Origin of the sequence: Paraburkholderia sp. RAU6.4a (assembly GCF_050435625.1) — a bacterium.
Lineage (GTDB): Bacteria > Pseudomonadota > Gammaproteobacteria > Burkholderiales > Burkholderiaceae > Paraburkholderia > Paraburkholderia tuberum.
This window is the reverse complement of sequence record NZ_JBNDKQ010000002.1, coordinates 1,337,084-1,354,351: the sequence shown is the minus strand read 5'-3', so window position 1 is coordinate 1,354,351 and position 17,268 is coordinate 1,337,084. Positions and strand designations below refer to the sequence as shown.

Annotated in this window: 18 protein-coding genes and 4 tRNA genes; 12 read left to right on the top strand and 10 right to left on the bottom strand. The window is 64.3% G+C overall.

Annotated elements, in window-relative coordinates:
• The first annotated feature begins 134 nt into the window (after positions 1–134).
• From OKW40_RS10905 to OKW40_RS10895, 3 genes are all read left to right on the top strand, one after another.
• Positions 135–210 (top strand) — tRNA-Gly (locus OKW40_RS10905).
• A gap of 61 nt (positions 211–271) precedes the next feature.
• Positions 272–349: transfer RNA gene (locus tag OKW40_RS10900), tRNA-Gly, on the top strand.
• A gap of 128 nt (positions 350–477) precedes the next feature.
• Positions 478–551 (top strand) — tRNA-Cys (locus OKW40_RS10895).
• Positions 552–693: 142 nt separating this feature from the next.
• On the opposite strand, the gene OKW40_RS10890 is transcribed toward OKW40_RS10895, so the two are convergent.
• A complete protein-coding gene (locus OKW40_RS10890; RefSeq protein WP_184061424.1) occupies positions 694–894 on the bottom strand; it encodes a hypothetical protein in 201 nt (66 codons plus the stop codon).
• A 171-nt stretch (positions 895–1,065) separates the two neighbouring features.
• On the opposite strand from OKW40_RS10890, the gene OKW40_RS10885 reads away from it, so the two are divergent.
• On the top strand, positions 1,066–1,659 hold the full coding sequence (locus OKW40_RS10885; protein ID WP_429489684.1) for a TraB/GumN family protein: 594 nt from the start codon (positions 1,066–1,068) through the stop codon (positions 1,657–1,659).
• Positions 1,660–1,798: 139 nt separating this feature from the next.
• Positions 1,799–2,299 (top strand): GNAT family N-acetyltransferase, encoded by a 501-nt coding sequence (locus OKW40_RS10880; RefSeq protein ID WP_429489683.1) that lies wholly within the window; start codon positions 1,799–1,801, stop codon positions 2,297–2,299.
• A gap of 11 nt (positions 2,300–2,310) precedes the next feature.
• Here OKW40_RS10880 and OKW40_RS10875 read toward each other — a convergent pair whose 3' ends face one another.
• From OKW40_RS10875 to OKW40_RS10865, 3 genes are read right to left on the bottom strand one after another with little or no spacing between them, the layout of a single operon-like run.
• Positions 2,311–3,195, bottom strand: a complete 885-nt coding sequence (locus OKW40_RS10875) for a cytochrome c oxidase assembly protein (RefSeq protein WP_429355902.1) — start codon at positions 3,193–3,195, stop codon at positions 2,311–2,313.
• A 39-nt stretch (positions 3,196–3,234) separates the two neighbouring features.
• A complete protein-coding gene (locus OKW40_RS10870; RefSeq protein ID WP_429355901.1) occupies positions 3,235–3,696 on the bottom strand; it encodes a copper chaperone PCu(A)C in 462 nt (153 codons plus the stop codon).
• A 28-nt stretch (positions 3,697–3,724) separates the two neighbouring features.
• Positions 3,725–4,339, bottom strand: a complete 615-nt coding sequence (locus OKW40_RS10865; protein WP_429489681.1) for an SCO family protein — start codon at positions 4,337–4,339, stop codon at positions 3,725–3,727.
• Between the two features lie 204 nt (positions 4,340–4,543).
• On the opposite strand from OKW40_RS10865, the gene OKW40_RS10860 reads away from it, so the two are divergent.
• The 3 genes from OKW40_RS10860 (at position 4,544) to otsA (ending at position 7,107) form a co-directional block, all read left to right on the top strand.
• On the top strand, positions 4,544–4,762 hold the full coding sequence (locus OKW40_RS10860; RefSeq protein ID WP_429355899.1) for a hypothetical protein: 219 nt from the start codon (positions 4,544–4,546) through the stop codon (positions 4,760–4,762).
• 63 nt (positions 4,763–4,825) lie between these two features.
• Positions 4,826–5,575 (top strand): trehalose-phosphatase, encoded by a 750-nt coding sequence (otsB, locus tag OKW40_RS10855; RefSeq protein ID WP_429355898.1) that lies wholly within the window; start codon positions 4,826–4,828, stop codon positions 5,573–5,575.
• A 53-nt stretch (positions 5,576–5,628) separates the two neighbouring features.
• Entirely contained in the window at positions 5,629–7,107 is a 1,479-nt protein-coding gene (otsA, locus tag OKW40_RS10850; protein ID WP_429489679.1) for an alpha,alpha-trehalose-phosphate synthase (UDP-forming), read from the top strand.
• A 90-nt stretch (positions 7,108–7,197) separates the two neighbouring features.
• Here otsA and OKW40_RS10845 read toward each other — a convergent pair whose 3' ends face one another.
• Complete coding sequence (locus tag OKW40_RS10845) at positions 7,198–9,033, bottom strand: ABC transporter ATP-binding protein (protein ID WP_184061429.1); 1,836 nt, start codon at positions 9,031–9,033, stop codon at positions 7,198–7,200.
• A gap of 70 nt (positions 9,034–9,103) precedes the next feature.
• On the opposite strand from OKW40_RS10845, the gene OKW40_RS10840 reads away from it, so the two are divergent.
• The 4 genes from OKW40_RS10840 to OKW40_RS10825 all read left to right on the top strand — a co-directional run bounded on the left by OKW40_RS10840 (position 9,104) and on the right by OKW40_RS10825 (position 12,517).
• Positions 9,104–9,265 carry a hypothetical protein gene (locus OKW40_RS10840; protein WP_429489677.1) on the top strand — a complete coding sequence of 54 codons (162 nt, stop codon included), beginning with the start codon at positions 9,104–9,106 and terminating at the stop codon, positions 9,263–9,265.
• Between the two features lie 463 nt (positions 9,266–9,728).
• Complete coding sequence (locus OKW40_RS10835) at positions 9,729–10,793, top strand: glycosyltransferase family 4 protein (RefSeq protein ID WP_090801132.1); 1,065 nt, start codon at positions 9,729–9,731, stop codon at positions 10,791–10,793.
• A 260-nt stretch (positions 10,794–11,053) separates the two neighbouring features.
• The gene (locus OKW40_RS10830; RefSeq protein ID WP_429489675.1) at positions 11,054–11,902 is read left to right on the top strand and encodes a hypothetical protein; all 849 of its coding nucleotides are present in this window, start codon (positions 11,054–11,056) and stop codon (positions 11,900–11,902) included.
• A gap of 150 nt (positions 11,903–12,052) precedes the next feature.
• Complete coding sequence (locus OKW40_RS10825) at positions 12,053–12,517, top strand: DUF2214 family protein (protein ID WP_184006244.1); 465 nt, start codon at positions 12,053–12,055, stop codon at positions 12,515–12,517.
• 84 nt (positions 12,518–12,601) lie between these two features.
• Here OKW40_RS10825 and OKW40_RS10820 read toward each other — a convergent pair whose 3' ends face one another.
• From OKW40_RS10820 to OKW40_RS10800, 5 genes are all read right to left on the bottom strand, one after another.
• A complete protein-coding gene (locus tag OKW40_RS10820) occupies positions 12,602–14,476 on the bottom strand; it encodes an ABC transporter ATP-binding protein (RefSeq protein WP_429489673.1) in 1,875 nt (624 codons plus the stop codon).
• 518 nt (positions 14,477–14,994) lie between these two features.
• Positions 14,995–15,069 (bottom strand) — tRNA-Val (locus tag OKW40_RS10815).
• A gap of 48 nt (positions 15,070–15,117) precedes the next feature.
• Entirely contained in the window at positions 15,118–15,852 is a 735-nt protein-coding gene (gene dnaQ / locus OKW40_RS10810) for a DNA polymerase III subunit epsilon (RefSeq protein WP_184061433.1), read from the bottom strand.
• A gap of 83 nt (positions 15,853–15,935) precedes the next feature.
• A complete protein-coding gene (gene rnhA / locus OKW40_RS10805; RefSeq protein WP_184028269.1) occupies positions 15,936–16,382 on the bottom strand; it encodes a ribonuclease HI in 447 nt (148 codons plus the stop codon).
• Positions 16,379–17,260 (bottom strand): class I SAM-dependent methyltransferase, encoded by an 882-nt coding sequence (locus tag OKW40_RS10800; protein ID WP_429404949.1) that lies wholly within the window; start codon positions 17,258–17,260, stop codon positions 16,379–16,381. The genes rnhA and OKW40_RS10800 overlap by 4 nt, the downstream gene beginning before the upstream one ends.
• Positions 17,261–17,268: the final 8 nt, after the last annotated feature.

Below are 17,268 nucleotides of genomic sequence, written 5' to 3'. Positions count from 1 at the left end.
GTGTGAATAGAGAGAAATATTTTCTTTAACACAGACGGGCAAAGGGGTTGACACGTTTCAGTCGATTCTCCATAATCTCGTTTCTCCGATGCGCGCAACGCGAAACACCGGAGACGCAGTAAATGCAGCACAACGCGGGAATAGCTCAGTTGGTAGAGCGCAACCTTGCCAAGGTTGAGGTCGCGAGTTCGAGCCTCGTTTCCCGCTCCAGTATTCGAAGCATCGCGTTGTTTGGCGAAGTAAAAAAGGCAGCGCGGTGAAGCAGTTCAATGCGGGAGTAGCTCAGTTGGTAGAGCGCAACCTTGCCAAGGTTGAGGTCGCGAGTTCGAGCCTCGTCTCCCGAGCTCCATACATCAGGGGAAGCAGCGCTTCCCTTTTTGTTTGGAAGGCCGCTCGTTCTGAACTTCCAGAGCTTCGGTTCTTCTGGTTATCACCAGATAAATCTGCGAACCCGTGTCCAGGTTCCAGTCCGCTTGTGGCGCGATAGCAAAGCGGTTATGCAGCGGCCTGCAAAGCCGTTTAGGCCGGTTCGACTCCGGCTCGCGCCTCCAGTCTTTGATGTAAAGCGAAAGCCCCGACGTGTCGGGGCTTTTCTTTTTCTGTTCCTCTCTTCGCCAGCCTTGTCGATCGTCGTCATCAAGGTGAGCGGAGCGGTCGATCCGACTGCGTGCCGCAGACGTTCCTCCGAATCGATCAGAAATTGAGCGCGGATTTGATTGACTGCACGGCAGCGGGGTTCAGGAAGCAGTAGTGCTCTTGCGGCGTACCGCCTCCGAGCGGTGCTATCTGCATCGTTGTGCCGCTCCTGATCATGTAACCCGCGTAGATGCCGCCGTTGTTCTGGTAATACACGCGATAGTCGGTCGTGCTACCCCCGAGCACGCTGTTGGCCACCCATGCGCGAACGCCTTGCAACGTGACGAGCAGGGCGTCGGACTACTGCCTGTCGTAGCCGGTGAGATGCAGTCGTAAGTGTACAACTCGTCTCCGACCATTTGCCGCACCACCTTGATGTAGGCAGCGCCTGCTTGCCAGTTTGCCTGCGGGCTATACAGCGATTGCCCGTTGACCGTGTTCGTGATCAGGCCCAACGCGCTATTCGTGAAGAGTTCGGACGGCGTCGCCTGGAGGCAACTGCAGGCGCTGTGGCCGACCGATCGCCTGCTCGCGCCGCTTGAAACACTGCGTCCGTGGGCCGCGCTGATCGTCGCGCCGACGCTGCTGCAGCAGGTCGGCGAGGGTGTCGAGCCGCGCATGTTGCGCTCGGCGCTCGCGCAGGCGAAGCCGTATCGCTATCTCGAGTTCGCGCGGGACGTCGCAGTCGCGCTCGAATCGATTCCGCTCGAAGCCATTGCCGCGGCGCTCGACATGCTGATGGCCGACCGCGGCGAACCGCAGCGCACGCTCGAGCGGATGCACGCGGCGTGGCTGGAGGGCGATCTGCACGCGATACAGCAAATCGCCGTCGAAGCGCCGATGTTCAATCTGGCCGGCATCCGTCAGGCGATTCTCGACGTGCGCAATCGCGCGTGGGCCGCGCGGCTGAGCGAGTTGCTGGACGTTCGCGAGCGCACGCTGGTGGTCGTCGGCGCGCTGCATCTATGCGGCCCCGGCAATCTCCCCGACTGTCTCGCGCGACCCGTGCAAGCGGTGCTCTGAACGCGTGCGCGGCTTTCGCGACTGAAGACAGCCGTGTCGACCGCCCGGATGCCAGGCCTGCGCATGCTCGATGACGAGGCGCGCGGCATAATTGCGGATCGTTGCCCGCGCTGTCGCGCATTGACCCTGAAAGCTACCGATGACTGAACCGCAACACACCGCCGCCGCGCGGCTCGCCCAGCTCGAATGGCGCTGGAAGCCGTTCGGGAACCTCACGAGCGTCGAAGTCTATGAGATGCTGGCCGCCCGCAGCGCGGTGTTCGTCGTCGAACAGAACTGCGTGTATGGCGATATCGATGGGCTCGACGTCGAAGCCTGGCATCTGCTTGCGTATGGCACCGGCGGCGGTGCGGCGCTGCCGCCGTTGGCCGGCTATCTGCGCGTGTTGTTGCCCGATGCGGCGGATGCCGATGTGCGCATCGGCCGGGTGTTGACGACCGCGCCGTTTCGCGGCATCGGTCTCGGCAATGCGATGCTCGAACGCTCGCTCGCGCAAATCCGTGCGCAGTGGCCCGATACGCCGATCCGTCTGCACGCGCAGGCGCATCTGCAAGGTTTTTACGGTGCGTTCGGCTTCATGCCGATCTCGGAAATTCACGACGAAGACGGCATCCCGCATGTGTGGATGCGCGCGCTGTGAACGCGAACGGGTCAGCGGGGCACGTTCGTGGTCGTCGACGCCGCATGCGTGAGCCCGCGCGCCGCTTTTGCATGCCGCTCGGCGCGCAGGCGTCCGCGAGACGACAGCCGCATCCAGTGACGCAGCGCGATCAGCGCGCCGACCACGCTCATCATCGAACCCGGAATCCATAGCAGGAGCCCGCCGATCTGCTGATCGCGCATCGGGCTCAGCCACGTGAACGCGCGGCCGCAGATCGAGTAGATCGGATACAGCTCGTGCGTCGTAAAAAAGATGAATGCGCCGAGAACGATCTGCGGCGGAATCGCCGCGATCACGACGAGCACGCGTTTGCCCGGAGACAGACGCGCGGGCGGCGCCGGACGCGGATCGAGTACGAGCCACCAGAACAGCAGGCCGTCGATCGCCATGCTCCAGTTCATGACGCGATAGAGCCGCCAGTCGAGCATCGCGACGAAATGGATCGGCGACAGCAGCCAGAAATAGATCAGCCCGACGAATAGCGTGACCGCGACGACCGGGTGCATGACGACGTCGAGCGCCGTGCGCACGAGCGGTGTTTGCAGCGCGGGCCGCACGAAGCGCTGTCGCCAGCGCAACGGAATTCCCGCGCGCAACGCCGCGCCCGGATACGACAGCGCAATGAAGAACGGCCCGAGATGATGCAGCACCAGATGCTGCAAGCGATGCATGAAGAATTCATGCTCGAAGAAATAATCGAGCCGCGTATGCAGCACGACATACAGCGCGAGCAGCCCGAACCAGAATGACAGACGCCGCGCGAACGACAGCCGCGCCTTGCGTGCGCCGCGCACGAACAGGATCGCGGGGATCAGCAACGCGATCACGACGGTCGGCGAAAACTCCCAGGGATCGAGCCAGTAGAGCAGGTTCATGGCGATGGCGCGTGCGGTGGCGGCGGCTCGTCGTGCCGCTTACCTGGTCTGGCCCGGCGACTTGACCGCGAACGGCGCGCTCACTGTTTCGCCGTCGGAGAACTTCAGCGTCAGACGCACGGTGTCGCCCGGCGCGACCTTCTGCTTCGCGTCCTCGAGCATCACGTGATAGCCGCCCGGCGCGATCGCGACCTGGCCATGCGCGGGCACCGACAGCTTGTCGACCATCACCATCTTCTGCGTCGAACCGTTCGATACGGTTTGATGCAGCATCGCATCGCCGTAGTCGTCGCTCGATACATCGACGAGGTCGATCGGCTTGTCGCTCGCGTTGACGAGCGTCGCATAGCCGGCCGCGGGCAGGTTGTTCGGCAGCCAGCGCACCCACGCGTCCTTGATGCTGATCGCATGAGCATCGGCCGCTTGCGCGGCCGACGCGGCGCCGAGTGACAGCGCGAGCGCGCAGGCGAGGGAGGCGATTGGTTTGAGCTTGATCGTCATGATGGAATGGAGTGGGATCAAAGAAGAATCAGGATTGGTCATCGATGATGCGGCGCAGGTCCTGCGCGATCGCATCGGGCGTGTCGTGATCGGTGGCGAGCAGGCGCGCGCGGCCCCGGCTGTCGAACACATAGACGGCGGAGCTGTGCGTGACCTCGTAGTTGCCGTTCGAGTCGCGCTTTTCCATCTGATAAGCGACACGATAGCGCTTGGCCAGCGACTCGATCTGCCAGTCGGTGCCGCTCAGCCCTTCGGCGTGCTGTGCGTCGAACGCGCCGACATAGTCGTGCAAGGCCCGCGGCGTGTCGCGCGCGGGATCGACGGTGATGAACAGAATGCGCACTTTCTGCGCATCGGGACCGAGCTTGCCGAGCACCTGCATCAGACGGCCCATCGTTTCGGGACAGACGTCCGGGCAATGCGTGTAGCCGAAGTAAACCAGCGACGTGCGGCCCCTGAACGACGCGGCGTTGACGGGACGGCCGGTGTCGTCGGTCAAGGTGAAGTCCAGATCCGGCAGGTGGCCGGTCACGTTGGTCAACTGCCACGGCTCGGCGCGCTGTGTGCAACCGGTCAGCGCGGCGAGCGCGACCAGCATGCCCAGCGCAGTTGCCGCCGCAAACCGGCGTGCCAACCCGTGCATCAAGCGGTGCGTGAGTCGCTTGGGTCGTGAGCGGGACAGGTTCGGCCGCGGGCGCTGGGGTGGCAGGATCGGGAACAAAGCAGGGTTCAATGACTCGATTGAAGAGCAGGCAACACGAATCGATGGAGCAGGGGGCCGCACCGTCGCCCGATCATGCCGCGCAAGATTCGCGCGCGACACGCGATTGAGCAAGAGCGTGCAACGATGTCCATCACGCCGACGGTCCGCGTGGCAGCGACTGTAGCGCAAAATTGGCGCCAGCGTCGCGCAGCGCGCCGGGCGCACGATTTGCGGGTCAATTTGACGCAGCTTGCTGAAAGCCGGTTGAAGCCCGATCGTTGCGCTTTTGAACGCAATCGACAGAAGCGGATGGATCGATCGCCCATCGGGCTTGAGTCCCAGCTTACTTTCTCGAAAAATTGACGGATGCGCGGTAAGATGCGCACACTTTTCCGGCCATAGATGGCTGAAAGGCGAACCTAGGCGATGCAAGCACTTCCGGCTGTTCTGTCTCCGAGCGAGACGGCATTTTTCTTCGACTTCGATGGCACGCTCGTCGAACTCGCCCCCACACCGGAGGGCGTGCTGGTGCAGCCGCGCGTGATCGACCTGCTGCGCGAACTGCGCAGTCTGACGAATGGCGCGGTCGCGGTGGTGTCGGGGCGCGGCATCGACAGCATCGACAGTTTTCTCGGCATGCCCGATCTGCCGGTCGCGGGTCTGCACGGCGCCGAGCGGCGCGATGCGAATGGCGACACGCAGCGCATCGGCTTTCACGACGAGCGCCTGTTGCGCATGGAGCAGGTGCTCGCGCAGGTCGTCAACGAACATCCGGGCATGCTGCTCGAGATCAAGGGCGCGGCGCTCGCGCTGCACTACCGGAACGCGCCGGACCGCGAGCCGGTCGCGCGCGAGGCGACCGAGCGGCTCGTCGCCGATTACCCCGCTTCTTACGTGCTGCAGCCCGGCAAGATGGTCTACGAGATCAAGCCGAAGGACGTCGACAAGGGCCGCGCGACGCGCGCGTTCCTCGACGAGCTGCCGTTCACCGGCCGCACGCCGATATTCGCCGGCGACGATCTGACCGACGAGAAGGGCTTCGCGGTCGTCAACGAGCGCGGCGGTCTGTCGATCAAGGTCGGCGCGGGCGAAACGATGGCGCACACGCGCGTCGAATCGGTGTCGTCACTGCTCGACTGGCTCGAAACCATCGTCGCGGCGGCGCGCGGCGCATGACGCCGACGGCCCCGTTCAACGAAAACAACATACTGCATCGGGAATCGCGCTTCATGAGCCGACTGATCATTGTTTCGAACCGGGTGGCGCCTATTTCGGAGGGCGGTCCGGCGGCGGGCGGTCTGGCGGTCGGCGTGTACGACGCGCTGAAGGAGACCGGCGGCATGTGGTTCGGCTGGAGCGGCGACGTGCTGAGCTCCGGCCAGCCGCAGATCAAGCTCGAGGAGCGCGGTCCGGTGACCTTCGCGACCGTCCCGCTGATGCGCCGCGATTACGACCAGTACTACCGTGGTTTCTCGAACGCGACGCTGTGGCCCGCGTTCCACTATCGATCCGACCTGCTGCATTACGACCGGCACGACTTCGAAGGCTACTGCCGCGTCAACGCGTGGCTCGCGCAGCAACTCGTGCCGCTCCTGCGCGAGGACGACGTGATCTGGGTGCACGACTATCACCTGATTCCGTTCGCTCAGGCGCTGCGCTCGGCTGGCGTGAAGAACCGCATCGGTTTTTTTCTGCACATTCCGTTTCCGGCCGCGCAGGTGCTGCTGACGGTGCCGCCGCATCGCGAGCTCGTCGAGGCGCTGTGTTCGTTCGACCTGCTCGGCTTCCAGACCGGTCCCGATCTGCGCGCGTTCTGCGACTACGTGATCAACGAGGCGGGCGGCTCGATCGACGCGTCGGCGAAAGGACCGCTGAGTGTGCATGCGTTCGGTCGCACGTTGCGCGCCTCTGCGTATCCGATCGGCGTCTATCCGGACGAGATCGCCGAGCTCGCGAAGGCGGGCGAACGCGGCAAGCCGGTGCGCACGATGAAGGCGACGCTGCATTCGCGCAAGCTGATCATGAGTGTCGACCGGCTCGATTATTCGAAGGGGCTGGTCGAGCGATTCCGCGCGTTCGAGCGCCTGCTCGAGCATACGGCCGCGCAGCGCAACCAAGTGTCGTTCCTGCAGATCGCCCCGCCGACGCGCGCCGACCTGCACGCGTATCAAGACATCCGGCTGCAGCTCGAAGGCGAGTCGGGACGGATCAACGGACGTTTCGCCGAGCTGGACTGGACGCCGATCCTATACATCCACAAGCAGTACGAGCGCTCGGTGCTGGCGGCGCTGTTCCGTACCGCGCACGTCGGCTATGTGACGCCGTTGCGCGACGGCATGAACCTCGTTGCGAAGGAATACGTGTCGGCGCAGGATCCGGAGAATCCCGGCGTGCTGGTGCTGTCGCGCTTCGCGGGCGCGGCGCAGGAGCTCGACGGCGCGCTGATCGTCAATCCGGTCGATATCGACGGCATGGCCGAAGCGCTCGCGCGGGCGCTCGACATGCCGCTCGCCGAGCGCCAGGGGCGCTATCGCGACATGATGGCGCAGCTGCGCGAGAACAACGTGTCGGTGTGGCGCGATAACTTCATGCGCGATCTGCAGAGCGTCGAGGGCGCGAAGCGCGCCAGAAGCGGGAAAGCGCACGCGGCCACGGGTGCGGCGGGCGCCGCGCGCAAGAGGGCGGCGCGCGAGAGCGTGACCGGCTAAGCCAAGCCGGGCCGCGAGCCAGACAGCAAAAAGCCGCTCCAGGGAGCGGCTTTTTTTCAAGCGATGCGCAGCGCGTGGACCAGGCGTGCGTCAGGCTACGTGCTGTTCGTCGACCTTCTTGCCGCCGATATGCAGCGTCTGGCCCTTGCCATACTGCTTCGAGAGCAGGTCGCGATAGAGGCCCGGACGCTGGCGCAGTTCTTCCGGCGTGCCGTCGTCGATGACCTTGCCGGCGCTCATCACGATGATCCGGTCGAAGTTGTTCAGCGTCGACAGACGGTGCGCGATCGCGATCACGGTGCGGCCGACCATCAGGCGGTCGAGCGCCTTCTGGATCGCTTCCTCGGACGCGCTGTCGAGTGCGGACGTGGCTTCGTCGAGCAGCAGGATCGGCGCGTTTTTCAGAATCGCGCGCGCGATTGCGATGCGCTGGCGCTGACCGCCCGACAGCTTCACGCCGCGGTCGCCCACGATCGTGTCGTAGCCTTCCGGCATCGCTTCGATAAAGTCCACGCAACGCGCCTCGCGCGCGGCGGCGAGCACTTCCTCGCGGCTCGCGTCCGGGCGGCCGTACGCGATGTTCTCGTACACCGTGCGATGGAACAGCGAGATGTCCTGGGGCACCAGCGCGATCGCGTGGCGCAGGCTGTCCTGGGTAATCGACGCGATGTCCTGGCCGTCGATCTTGATCGCGCCACCCTGGGTCTCGTAGAAGCGCTGCAACAGCGCGAGCACGGTCGATTTGCCGGCGCCCGACTTGCCGATCAGCCCGACGCGCTGACCCGGTTCGATATCGAGGTCGAAGTGATCGAGAATCGGCCGGCGGCGCGGATAGGCGAACGTGACGCCGTCGAACGTGACGCGGCCGCCCTGCGGCACGAGTTCGGTCGCGTCGTCGCGATCGGGCATGCCGTGCGGTTCGAGCAGCGTGCGCACGGCCTCTGCGAGTCGCGCGACGTGCTGCGTGACGTCGACGAGCGCGACGGCGAGATCGCGCGTGCCGTGCAGGATCGTGAAGCCGAGCGAGCTGACGAGCACGATGTCGCCCGAGGTCGCGCGGCCCTGGTCCCACAGCCATAGCGCCCAGCCTAGCAGGCCGGCCGACAGCAGCGCGGTGACCACGGCGTGCAGCAGACGCAGCTTTTCCAGGTACAGCAGGCTTTGCTGGCGCGCGTCCATTTCCGACTTGACCGTCGAAGCAAAGCGGTGCTGTTCGCGGAACGTCATGCCGAAAGCGCGCACGAGCCCCATATTGCTGATCACGTCGACAAGCTCGCCGTCGACCGATGCCGCCTTGGTCGCGAAATTATGGTGACGCGCGGAACCGCGGCCCGCGAGCTTGTACAGCACGACCGACAGGATCGCCGAGCACAGCATCAGGCCGGCGGCCATCAGCGGGTTCACCGCGATGATCATCACGATCGCGCCGAGCACCGCGATGCACGGCGGCAGCACGTTCCACGCGGTGGTGTTTTCGGCGGTGTAGACGGCGTTCGAGGTCGCGGTGATCCGGCTTGCCAGCATGCCGGGCTGCTTTTCGGCGTAGTAGGTCGGCGAGTGGCCGCTCAGGTACTGAAACAGGTCGCGCCGCAAATCGCCCGTCACGGCGACGAACGTGTGCGCGGCGAACCAGCCGCCGATCCGCCACAACAGGTTGTCGGCAGCGATCAGGCCGACGAGGATCGCGAACGCGCCCCACAGCGGTCCCGGATGATGCCTGCCGCCGCCGAGCACGTCGATCAGATGTTTGATCGCGTACTGCGAAGCGAGTGCACAGCCCACGGCCGCAAACACGCTGCACAACACGATCGCATGCGCGAGCGGATGGCGGCGGATAAAGCGGAAGAGAAACGCAAGTGGCCGGTGCGCATAGCTCGCGAGCTTGGCGTTCTGGGCGTTACGCTGGGCGATGGTCAAGTGTTCCAATTGAGCTGAGATCGATGTGTTGCGGGTTGTGCATGCAATGCGCGGACCACACGGACAAGCATGGCTCTGCGTGAAGCCGATGCTTCGCATTGTAAACATGCAAAGGCGATTGCGCCCTGTGTATCCGGGCTTTGACGCGATTGATTTCGCGATGGACCGCCGCGATCTGCGTCGTCCCGACACACCAGCCGACGGGCCATTCAGGCAGATTGCGGAAAATTTCGAGATATGATTACAGATTGCATTCGACCGCGCTGCGGCAATTTTGCAATTCCTACCGGCAACGCTGATGGGCGAGAGCTAACAGACACGGTACCGCCGCGCCTCCCGAAACCTCGTGCATACTGTAGAACTGTCTTTGAAAACAAGGGTTTGCAAAGTGTTTCGCGTTTGTAACAACGTAAAGACTTTGAAATGCTGTGGTGCTGCAACAATCCAGGCATCGATAATGCGTGCTCGTTAGCCCGGCAATTTTTCTGACAGTTTGTCAACGTCGGTGCAACGGGCGCGTTTACTCGCACATGCCCAGTCGCTGATCCACTTGTCCGGGCTCGTTACCAAGCGATCCATCGCAGGATTTCTCAAAAGAATCAGGCCCGCGCCGGCATTTCCGGCCAGACTGCCCTGGCGAGCAAGCGAGTCGCTTTTTCCAAATGCAGTACTTTTGCCTGATTTTTTACTAGGAGTTCGTCAATATGCGAATCGCTCAAATCGCTCCGCTGCACGAGGCGGTTCCTCCCAAGCTGTACGGTGGTACGGAACGCGTGGTGTCCTATCTGACCGAGGCGCTGGTCGAGCAGGGCCACGACGTCACGCTGTTTGCAAGCGGTGATTCGCAAACCTCGGCGAAGCTCGAAGCTTTCTGGCCGCAGGCCCTGCGCCTCGACCCGACGATCCGCGACGTGATGGCGCCGCACATGCTGCTGCTCGAAGAAGTGCGCCGCCGCGCGGACGAATTCGACGTGCTGCATTTCCACATCGACTACTACCCGTTCTCGCTGTTCGCGCGTCAGCCTGTGCCGTTCGTCACGACGCTGCACGGCCGTCTCGATCTGCCTGAACTGCAGCCGATCTTCAACACGTTCAATGACGTGCCGGTCGTGTCGATCTCGGACAACCAGCGCATTCCGCTGCCGCAGGCGCACTGGCTGCAAACCGTCTATCACGGTTTGCCGGAAGACGTGCTCAAGCCGATTCCCAACGTCGAGCCCGGCTACCTCGCATTCCTGGGCCGCGTCTCGCCGGAGAAGGGGCTTGACAGGGCGATTCGCATCGCCGGGCAGGCAGGCATGAAGCTCAAGGTCGCCGCCAAGATCGACAAGGCCGACCGTGCCTACTACGAAGAAGTCATCAAGCCGCTGATGTCGTTGTCGCACGTCGAGTACATCGGCGAAATCGGCGAAGCTGAAAAGCGCGAGTTTCTCGGCAATGCGCACGCACTGGTGTTCCCGATCGACTGGCCGGAGCCCTTCGGTCTCGTGATGATCGAGGCGATGGCTTGCGGCACGCCGGTGATCGCGTTTAATCGCGGTTCGGTGCCGGAAGTGATCGAAAACGGCGTGTCGGGTTTCGTCGTCGAGGACGAAATCAGCGCGGTCGCTGCCGTCAAACGTCTGCACACGCTGCCCCGCGCTGGCGTGCGCAAGGCGTTCGAGGCGCGCTTCTCGTCGAAGGTGATGGCGCAGAACTACGTCGCCACCTATGAAGAACTGCTGCGCCGCAAACATCGCACGGTGCTGCGCGAAGTCAACGCGGGCTGATTGGCGATTATTTCGCCGCGGTTGTTTCGCGGTAGATAAAACGCTGTCGGCAGCAACTCGTTGCACGCTTCCTTCGTTGCTCTGAACGCCCCGCCGGCACGTCGCCGGCGGGGCGTTGTTGCATGCGCGCTGCGTTTTTCGTCGGTGCACCACTGAAAATACGGGTTTCCGCGCGGCGCGAACGAGCCAGTCTCGGTAATATCCCTATAATTGCCGTGCCGCAAATTGGGCTGCGGTGCCGCCGACGACAGGAGGATGCCTTGGCGAGAACGAAAGAGACGCGCGCGAACGCCGCGCCCGGCGCCGGAACGATTTTTACGTTGCGCGCCATCGGTCTCGTGCTCGCCGCCCGCTGGTTTTTCTCGATGTCCGAGATGAAGCTGACCACCGCGTTGACCGCGATGGCGTCTTCACCGTGGGCATGTATCAACCTCGTTTTTCTGTTCCTGCTGATCTTCCTGCCGGGCGCGCGCGCCATCGCGGAGCGTCCGTTCCATCCGTTGCCGCAATGGCTGCGTCAGGCGCTGCGCCTGTTCGCGTTCCTCGGGTTTCTGTTTGCGCTGTGGTCGGTCGGCGCGTTCGTCGCGAGCGCAGGCTGGCGTCGCGCGATGCAGGCGGTCGCGACCAGCAACGGTTGGCTCGTCGCGGCGCCGGTGCTGTATGCGACCGTCTTGTGGATCTGCCGGCCGCTGCCGTTGTGGCGCACCAATGTGGCGGCGCGGCGCTTTGCGATCGGCCGCTATGCGGTGTCGCTCGATCCGCTGACCCGCACCGTCGTCGTGTGGGCCGAGCGGCGCAAGGTGGGGCAATACGATGCGCGCGAATTGTCGGTGCGCTGGGCGAGCGGTTCCAATGCGCGCGCGACGCCGGCGCCCGCGGTCGCGTTCGGCGCGCCGGGCAAGGCCTGCGCGTCAGCGGCGCCGATAGGGTCGGTCGCGGCGCCGTCGCTTGCGCGCAGCGCGTTCGGCGTACGTCCGAAGGTCGAGTTGCTGTGGGATTCGCCGGCCGCCGCGGGTCATAACCGGCAGACCGTTTTCCGCGCCGCGCTGACGACCGAAGGCGATCGCGTCGCCGCTCGCGCGCTCGACACGACGCTGCGCCAGGTCTGACGCTGCATGTTTTGTGCTATCGGTCACATCGCGTGGCCGATGCACGCATCCCGAAGCGACGCTTCGTCGATAATGCAATCAAGGCGCCCGGCCTGCAGGCGGGCGAGTGGGACACTCATCGATCATATTGCGTCTTTCGCAGGAGTCGCCATGCTGGTTCGCTGGTTGCTTGCCGCCCTTCATCTGCTCGCTTATGGTTTTGCGCTCGCGTCGATTCTCAGACGCACGTGGTCGCTGCGTCGCGCGTCGGTGCCCGCCGCGTTGCGTTCGGTGTTCCGCGCCGATTCACGCTGGGGCATCGCCGCGCTGGTGCTGATCGTGACCGGCCTGATGCGCATGTTCGGTAGCTATGAGAAGGGCGCCGACTACTACCTGCACCAGCCGCTCTTTCACGTGAAGATGACGTTGCTGGTGCTGATCCTGATCCTCGAAGTGCCCACGATGCTCGGCCTGATGCGCTGGCGCGCGTCGATCCGCAGCGGCGCGGCGCCGAATCTGAAGAAGGCGCGATCTTACGCGCATTTCAGCGTGATCCAGACCGTGCTGCTGGTTCTGATGGTGTTTGCCGCGACCGGAATGGCGCGCGGCATCGGGTTGCCCGCCGGCGCGGTGTAGCGCGGCGGGCCTTCTATTGCCAGGGGCTGGTGGCGCCAGGCGTGGCATCGTTTGCCGCGAAGCCTGGTGCATGCCTGCGTCGCGCTAGCCGACCAACAAGCCAGAATCGTCGACCCGGTCGGCTTTGACCTTTGCCGACTCGCGCACGAGTTCCGGCTCGCCGAGACCCTTGATCAGCTCCAGCGCCTGACGCTCGAACAAGCGACGGTACAAGCCGTTGTCGCGTTTGATCAGCGCGTCGTGGCTGCCTTCCTCGATCACCTTGCCCTTGTCGAGCACGAGGAGCCGGTCGAGCGCGCGCACCGTCGACAGCCGATGCGCGACCACCAGCGTCGTGCGCCCCTGCATCAGCCGCTCCATCGCGCGCTGGATCAGCACTTCGCTTTCGCTGTCGAGGCTCGACGTGGCTTCGTCGAGAATCAGGATCGGCGCGTCGGCGAGAAAAGCCCGCGCGATCGCGACGCGTTGACGCTCGCCGCCCGATAGCTTGATGCCGCGTTCGCCGACCAGCGTGTCGTAGCCGTTCGGCAGCGCGGCGATGAAGTCGTGCGCGCTCGCGAGCCGCGCGGCCCGCTCGATGTCGGCGCGGCTCGCGCCGGGCCGTCCATACGCGATGTTCTCGGCAAGCGAGCGGTGAAACAATACCGGCTCCTGCTGGACGATCGCGATCTGGCTGCGCAGCGACGCTTGCTGGACCTGCGCGATGTCCTGGCCGTCGATCGTGATCCGCCCGCCCGAAATGTCGTGAAGGCGCTGGATCAGCTTGATGAAGGTTGTCTTGCCCGAGCCGGAATGACCGACCAGCCCGACGCGCTCGCCCGCCGCGATGCGGATGGAAAAGTCGTCGTAGAGCGGCCGGCTGTGCGCGCCATAGTGAAACGACACCTGCTCGAAGCGGATCTCGCCGTCGCGGATCGCGATGGCGCCGGCGCCGGGACGATCCTCGACGCCGAGCGACTGACTCTCGAGCGACACCAGTTCCTCCATGTCGTTGACCGAGCGCTGCAGGTTACGGATGTGCATGCCGATGTCACGCAGATAGCCTTGCAGCATGAAGAACATCGTCAGCGCGAACGTGATGTCGCCGACGCTCGCTTCGCCGCGTGCCCACAGCAGTAGCGCCACCCCGAGAATCGCCGCCTGGATCGCGGCCAGCATGCCGCCCTGGAGGCCGCCGTTGAGCGTGCCGCGCACCCACGTGCGGCGTGTGCGTTGCCGCCATTTGCCGATCACGTGCGCGAGGCGCGCTTCCTCGCGCGCTTCCGCGCCGAATGCCTTGACGACGCCGTTGCAGCTGACCGCATCGGCGAGCGCGCCGCCCATGCGTGTGTCCCACGCGTTCGCGAGACGCGCGGACGGCGCGACGAAGCCCAGCGACACCGTCACGGTCACGCCGATGTACAGCAGCGAGCCGATGCCGACGACGTTGCCCATCATGGGCCAGCGCGAGCCGAGCAGCAGGGTCGCGCCGATCAGCATCACCAGCGATGGCAGCAGCGCGATCAGCAGCGTGTCATTCAGCAGGTCGAGCGCCCACATGCCGCGCGTGATCTTGCGCACGGTCGAGCCGGCGAAGCTGTTCGCGTGCCAGTCGGTCGAAAAGCGCTGCACGCGATGAAACGCGCGCGCGGCGATCTCGCTCATCATCTTCAGCGTGAAGCGGATGATGTTGAAGTACACGCCCTGGCGCAGCAGCGTCGCGGTGAGGCCGAGCGCGGCGAGCGCGCCGAAGGCCGCAAGCGCGTGATGCCAGACGGGCGCCGACGACGCCGGACCGGCCGCGATCGCGTCGACGAGACGTCCGGCGAAGACCGGCGTCAGGATGTCCGCGCCCGCCGTGAACAGCGCGAGCGCCGCGATCACGACGATGCGCCCCGGCTGTTGCGCCCAGTGACGGAAGGTGAAGCCGAGGACATCCTTGAAGGCTTGTCCGCGAAAGTCGAGTTTTCTGTTAGCCATTTGCTTTGGGCCCGGCGAAGCACGAGCGCGCCGAGATTCCAGTCAGAAGCGAAAAAGGGGTAGACAGCCAGCGGATGCCGGAATCCGCGCGGGAACGCGCGAAAAAATATGACGGCAAACAACGGCAACGGAACAACGGACTGTCTGGAATGAACGCGGTGCGCCTGCCGAGGCGGCGGCGCATCAGCGACAACGCTGCGGCTTCAAGGTCGCATCGGTCGCGGCGGACGGGCCGGCGGTCGTGGAACCATGCGGGGGAGCGCGCGATGCACTGCAAACATGTGGCGCCTCCCTGAGATGGTTCAAGATGGAGAAACCGGACGGAGCCGGACCGGGCGAATGCCCGTTTGCCGAATATAGCAATAGTGCGGGGCGCTCGCCAACCTACGGAACGACGTGGTTCTATAGCCAACGATATCTCGTATGGCGCACGCGACGTATTTGCCGGCAAATAGAAAAAGGGCTTACGCATTGCTGCGTAAGCCCTTTTGTCTTCGGTGATCGACACACCAAGAATCTGGTGGGTAGTACTGGGATCGAACCAGTGACCCCTGCCGTGTGAAGGCAGTGCTCTACCGCTGAGCTAACCACCCGAAGAGATCGAAATTATGTCAGGGAATTTAGGGTTCGTCTAGTCTTTTTTAAGCAGTTTGCTCATCAGTTGCCGGCGCGGGTTCAAGACGCCATACGCTTGCGCCTTTGAGCGCTTTGTCGAGATCGTCGAGTACGGCTTCGTGCGCGGTGCTTTCGTCGTCGCTCGCAGCGATCACGACCAGTTCGAGCGAGTCGAGTGCGACACGCGGCGCGTGCGTATCGCCGCCGGCCTGCGCTTCGCCGAGCATGTCGATGACGAGGCTTTCCTGACCGCGCGTCATCGCCAGATAGACCTCGGCGAGCAGTTCCGAGTCGAGCAGCGCGCCGTGCAGCGTACGGTGCGCATTGCTGATGCCGAAGCGGTCGCACAGCGCATCGAGCGAATTGCGCTTGCCGGGGAACATCTGCTTGGCTTGCGCGAGCGTGTCGATGATCTCGCCGCAGTGCATGCTCACTGGCGGCAGACCGAGCAGCGCGAACTCGGCGTCGAGAAAGCCGATGTCGAATGGCGCGTTGTGGATGATCAGGTCCGCGTCCTGGATGAAATCGCGGAACTGGTCGATGATCTCCGCGAACTTCGGCTTATCGCTCAAAAATTCCGTGGTAAGGCCGTGCACCGCGAGCGCGCCCGGATCGCTGTCGCGCCCGGGGTTGATATAGAAGTGCAGGTTGTTGCCGGTCAGCCGGCGGTTCACGAGCTCGACGCAACCGAGTTCGAGAATCCGGTCGCCGCCGCGGGCGTTCAGGCCGGTAGTTTCGGTATCGAGGATCAGTTGACGCATGTCGGATTAGCCTGCTTCGAAAAAAAATTGCGGAAAAAAAGCGGGGAGGGCGGCGCGCGGTGTTGCCGATGCGCGCACGCTCTTTACATCTCGGCGAGCGATGCCACGCCGCGATTGGCCAACTGATCGGCGCGCTCGTTTTCCGGGTGGCCATTGTGGCCGCGCACCCAGCGCCATTCAATCTCGTGTTGCGCGACGAGCGCATCGAGCCGCTTCCACAGATCGGCGTTCTTGACCGGCTGTTTCGCCGCGGTGACCCAGCCTTTCTTCTTCCAGCCGTGAATCCACTCGCTGATGCCTTTCTGTACGTACTGCGAGTCGGTGTGCACGATCGCCTTGCACGGGCGCTTCAACGCCTCGAGCGCGGAAATCACGCCCATCAGCTCCATGCGATTGTTGGTCGTGTTGGCCTCGCCGCCGAACAGTTCTTTTTCCTGGCTGCCGAAGCGCAGCAACGCGCCCCAGCCGCCAGGGCCGGGATTGCCCTTGCAGGCGCCGTCGGTATAGATGTCGATGTGATCTGGAGTCATTCGGTGTGGTTTCGTGTGTTCGGGGTGGCGGCGGGCGCGAGGCCTGCCGCGAGCACGGGCTTTTTCACTTTGAGCGGCCCGACGAGATGCATGCCGCGCACGCGCTTGATCGCCTTGATCATGTAAGTGGCGCCGAAAATCGGCCACCAGCGGTCGCCGGCGGCTTCCATGAAGCCGTAACGCGCGAGCCATTGATCGCTCGCGAGCGGCGGACGATAGCAGCCGAAGCGCCCGCGTTCAAGGTCGAAGCCGAGCAGCTTGATCCAGTCCTTCAGGCGCGTGAACGCGATCAGATCGACGGCGGAGGGCACGAACGGGCGGCCTGTCATCTTGCCGATCGACTGCCGCACTCCCCACAGCGACAACGAGTTGAAGCCGAGGATGATCAGTTGGCCTTCAGGCACCAGCACGCGTTCGGCTTCGCGCAGCAGCCGGTGCGGGTCGCTGGTGAATTCGAGCGTATGCGGCATCACGAGCAGGTCGACGCTTTGCGCCTCGAACGGCAGATCGAGCAGGTCGCACCAGACCGCGCTGCGCCCGGCCGGCGCGTGCAGACCAGGGGCGCCTCGCGCGGCGTTCGCGGGGTTGTCGTCGCCAGCGTTGCCCGCGCTGCTGATGCCGCTCACGCTGCCACGACGTGCCCAGCGCGGATACGTGTACGGCGCGCTCGCGCCGCTCGCCGCGTCGAGCACGAGGCCGCGGCACGGCATGCGGTTCTCGCGCAGCGCGTCGAGCTGCGGCAGGCCGAGTTGCAGCGCATGATAGCCGAACACGTCCGACACCACGCGATCGAGCTGGGTTTGCTCCCAGTCGAGCACGTAGCGGCCTGGCGGCGAATCGGTCCAGGCGGGCCAGTCTATAATCGCTCGGTCAGTCATATTAAAAA

Coding starts and splice junctions, on each gene's coding strand:
- OKW40_RS10875 (WP_429355902.1), bottom strand. CDS start 3,195: ATGAACCTGCTCTACTGGCTCGATCCCTGGGAGTTTTCGCCGACCGTC.
- OKW40_RS10865 (WP_429489681.1), bottom strand. CDS start 4,339: ATGCACGGGTTGGCACGCCGGTTTGCGGCGGCAACTGCGCTGGGCATG.
- rnhA (WP_184028269.1), bottom strand. CDS start 16,382: ATGACTCCAGATCACATCGACATCTATACCGACGGCGCCTGCAAGGGC.
- dnaQ (WP_184061433.1), bottom strand. CDS start 15,852: ATGCGTCAACTGATCCTCGATACCGAAACTACCGGCCTGAACGCCCGC.
- OKW40_RS10820 (WP_429489673.1), bottom strand. CDS start 14,476: ATGGCTAACAGAAAACTCGACTTTCGCGGACAAGCCTTCAAGGATGTC.
- OKW40_RS10825 (WP_184006244.1), top strand. CDS start 12,053: ATGCTGGTTCGCTGGTTGCTTGCCGCCCTTCATCTGCTCGCTTATGGT.
- OKW40_RS10880 (WP_429489683.1), top strand. CDS start 1,799: ATGACTGAACCGCAACACACCGCCGCCGCGCGGCTCGCCCAGCTCGAA.
- otsB (WP_429355898.1), top strand. CDS start 4,826: ATGCAAGCACTTCCGGCTGTTCTGTCTCCGAGCGAGACGGCATTTTTC.
- OKW40_RS10860 (WP_429355899.1), top strand. CDS start 4,544: ATGTCCATCACGCCGACGGTCCGCGTGGCAGCGACTGTAGCGCAAAAT.
- OKW40_RS10835 (WP_090801132.1), top strand. CDS start 9,729: ATGCGAATCGCTCAAATCGCTCCGCTGCACGAGGCGGTTCCTCCCAAG.
- otsA (WP_429489679.1), top strand. CDS start 5,629: ATGAGCCGACTGATCATTGTTTCGAACCGGGTGGCGCCTATTTCGGAG.
- OKW40_RS10870 (WP_429355901.1), bottom strand. CDS start 3,696: ATGACGATCAAGCTCAAACCAATCGCCTCCCTCGCCTGCGCGCTCGCG.
- OKW40_RS10800 (WP_429404949.1), bottom strand. CDS start 17,260: ATGACTGACCGAGCGATTATAGACTGGCCCGCCTGGACCGATTCGCCG.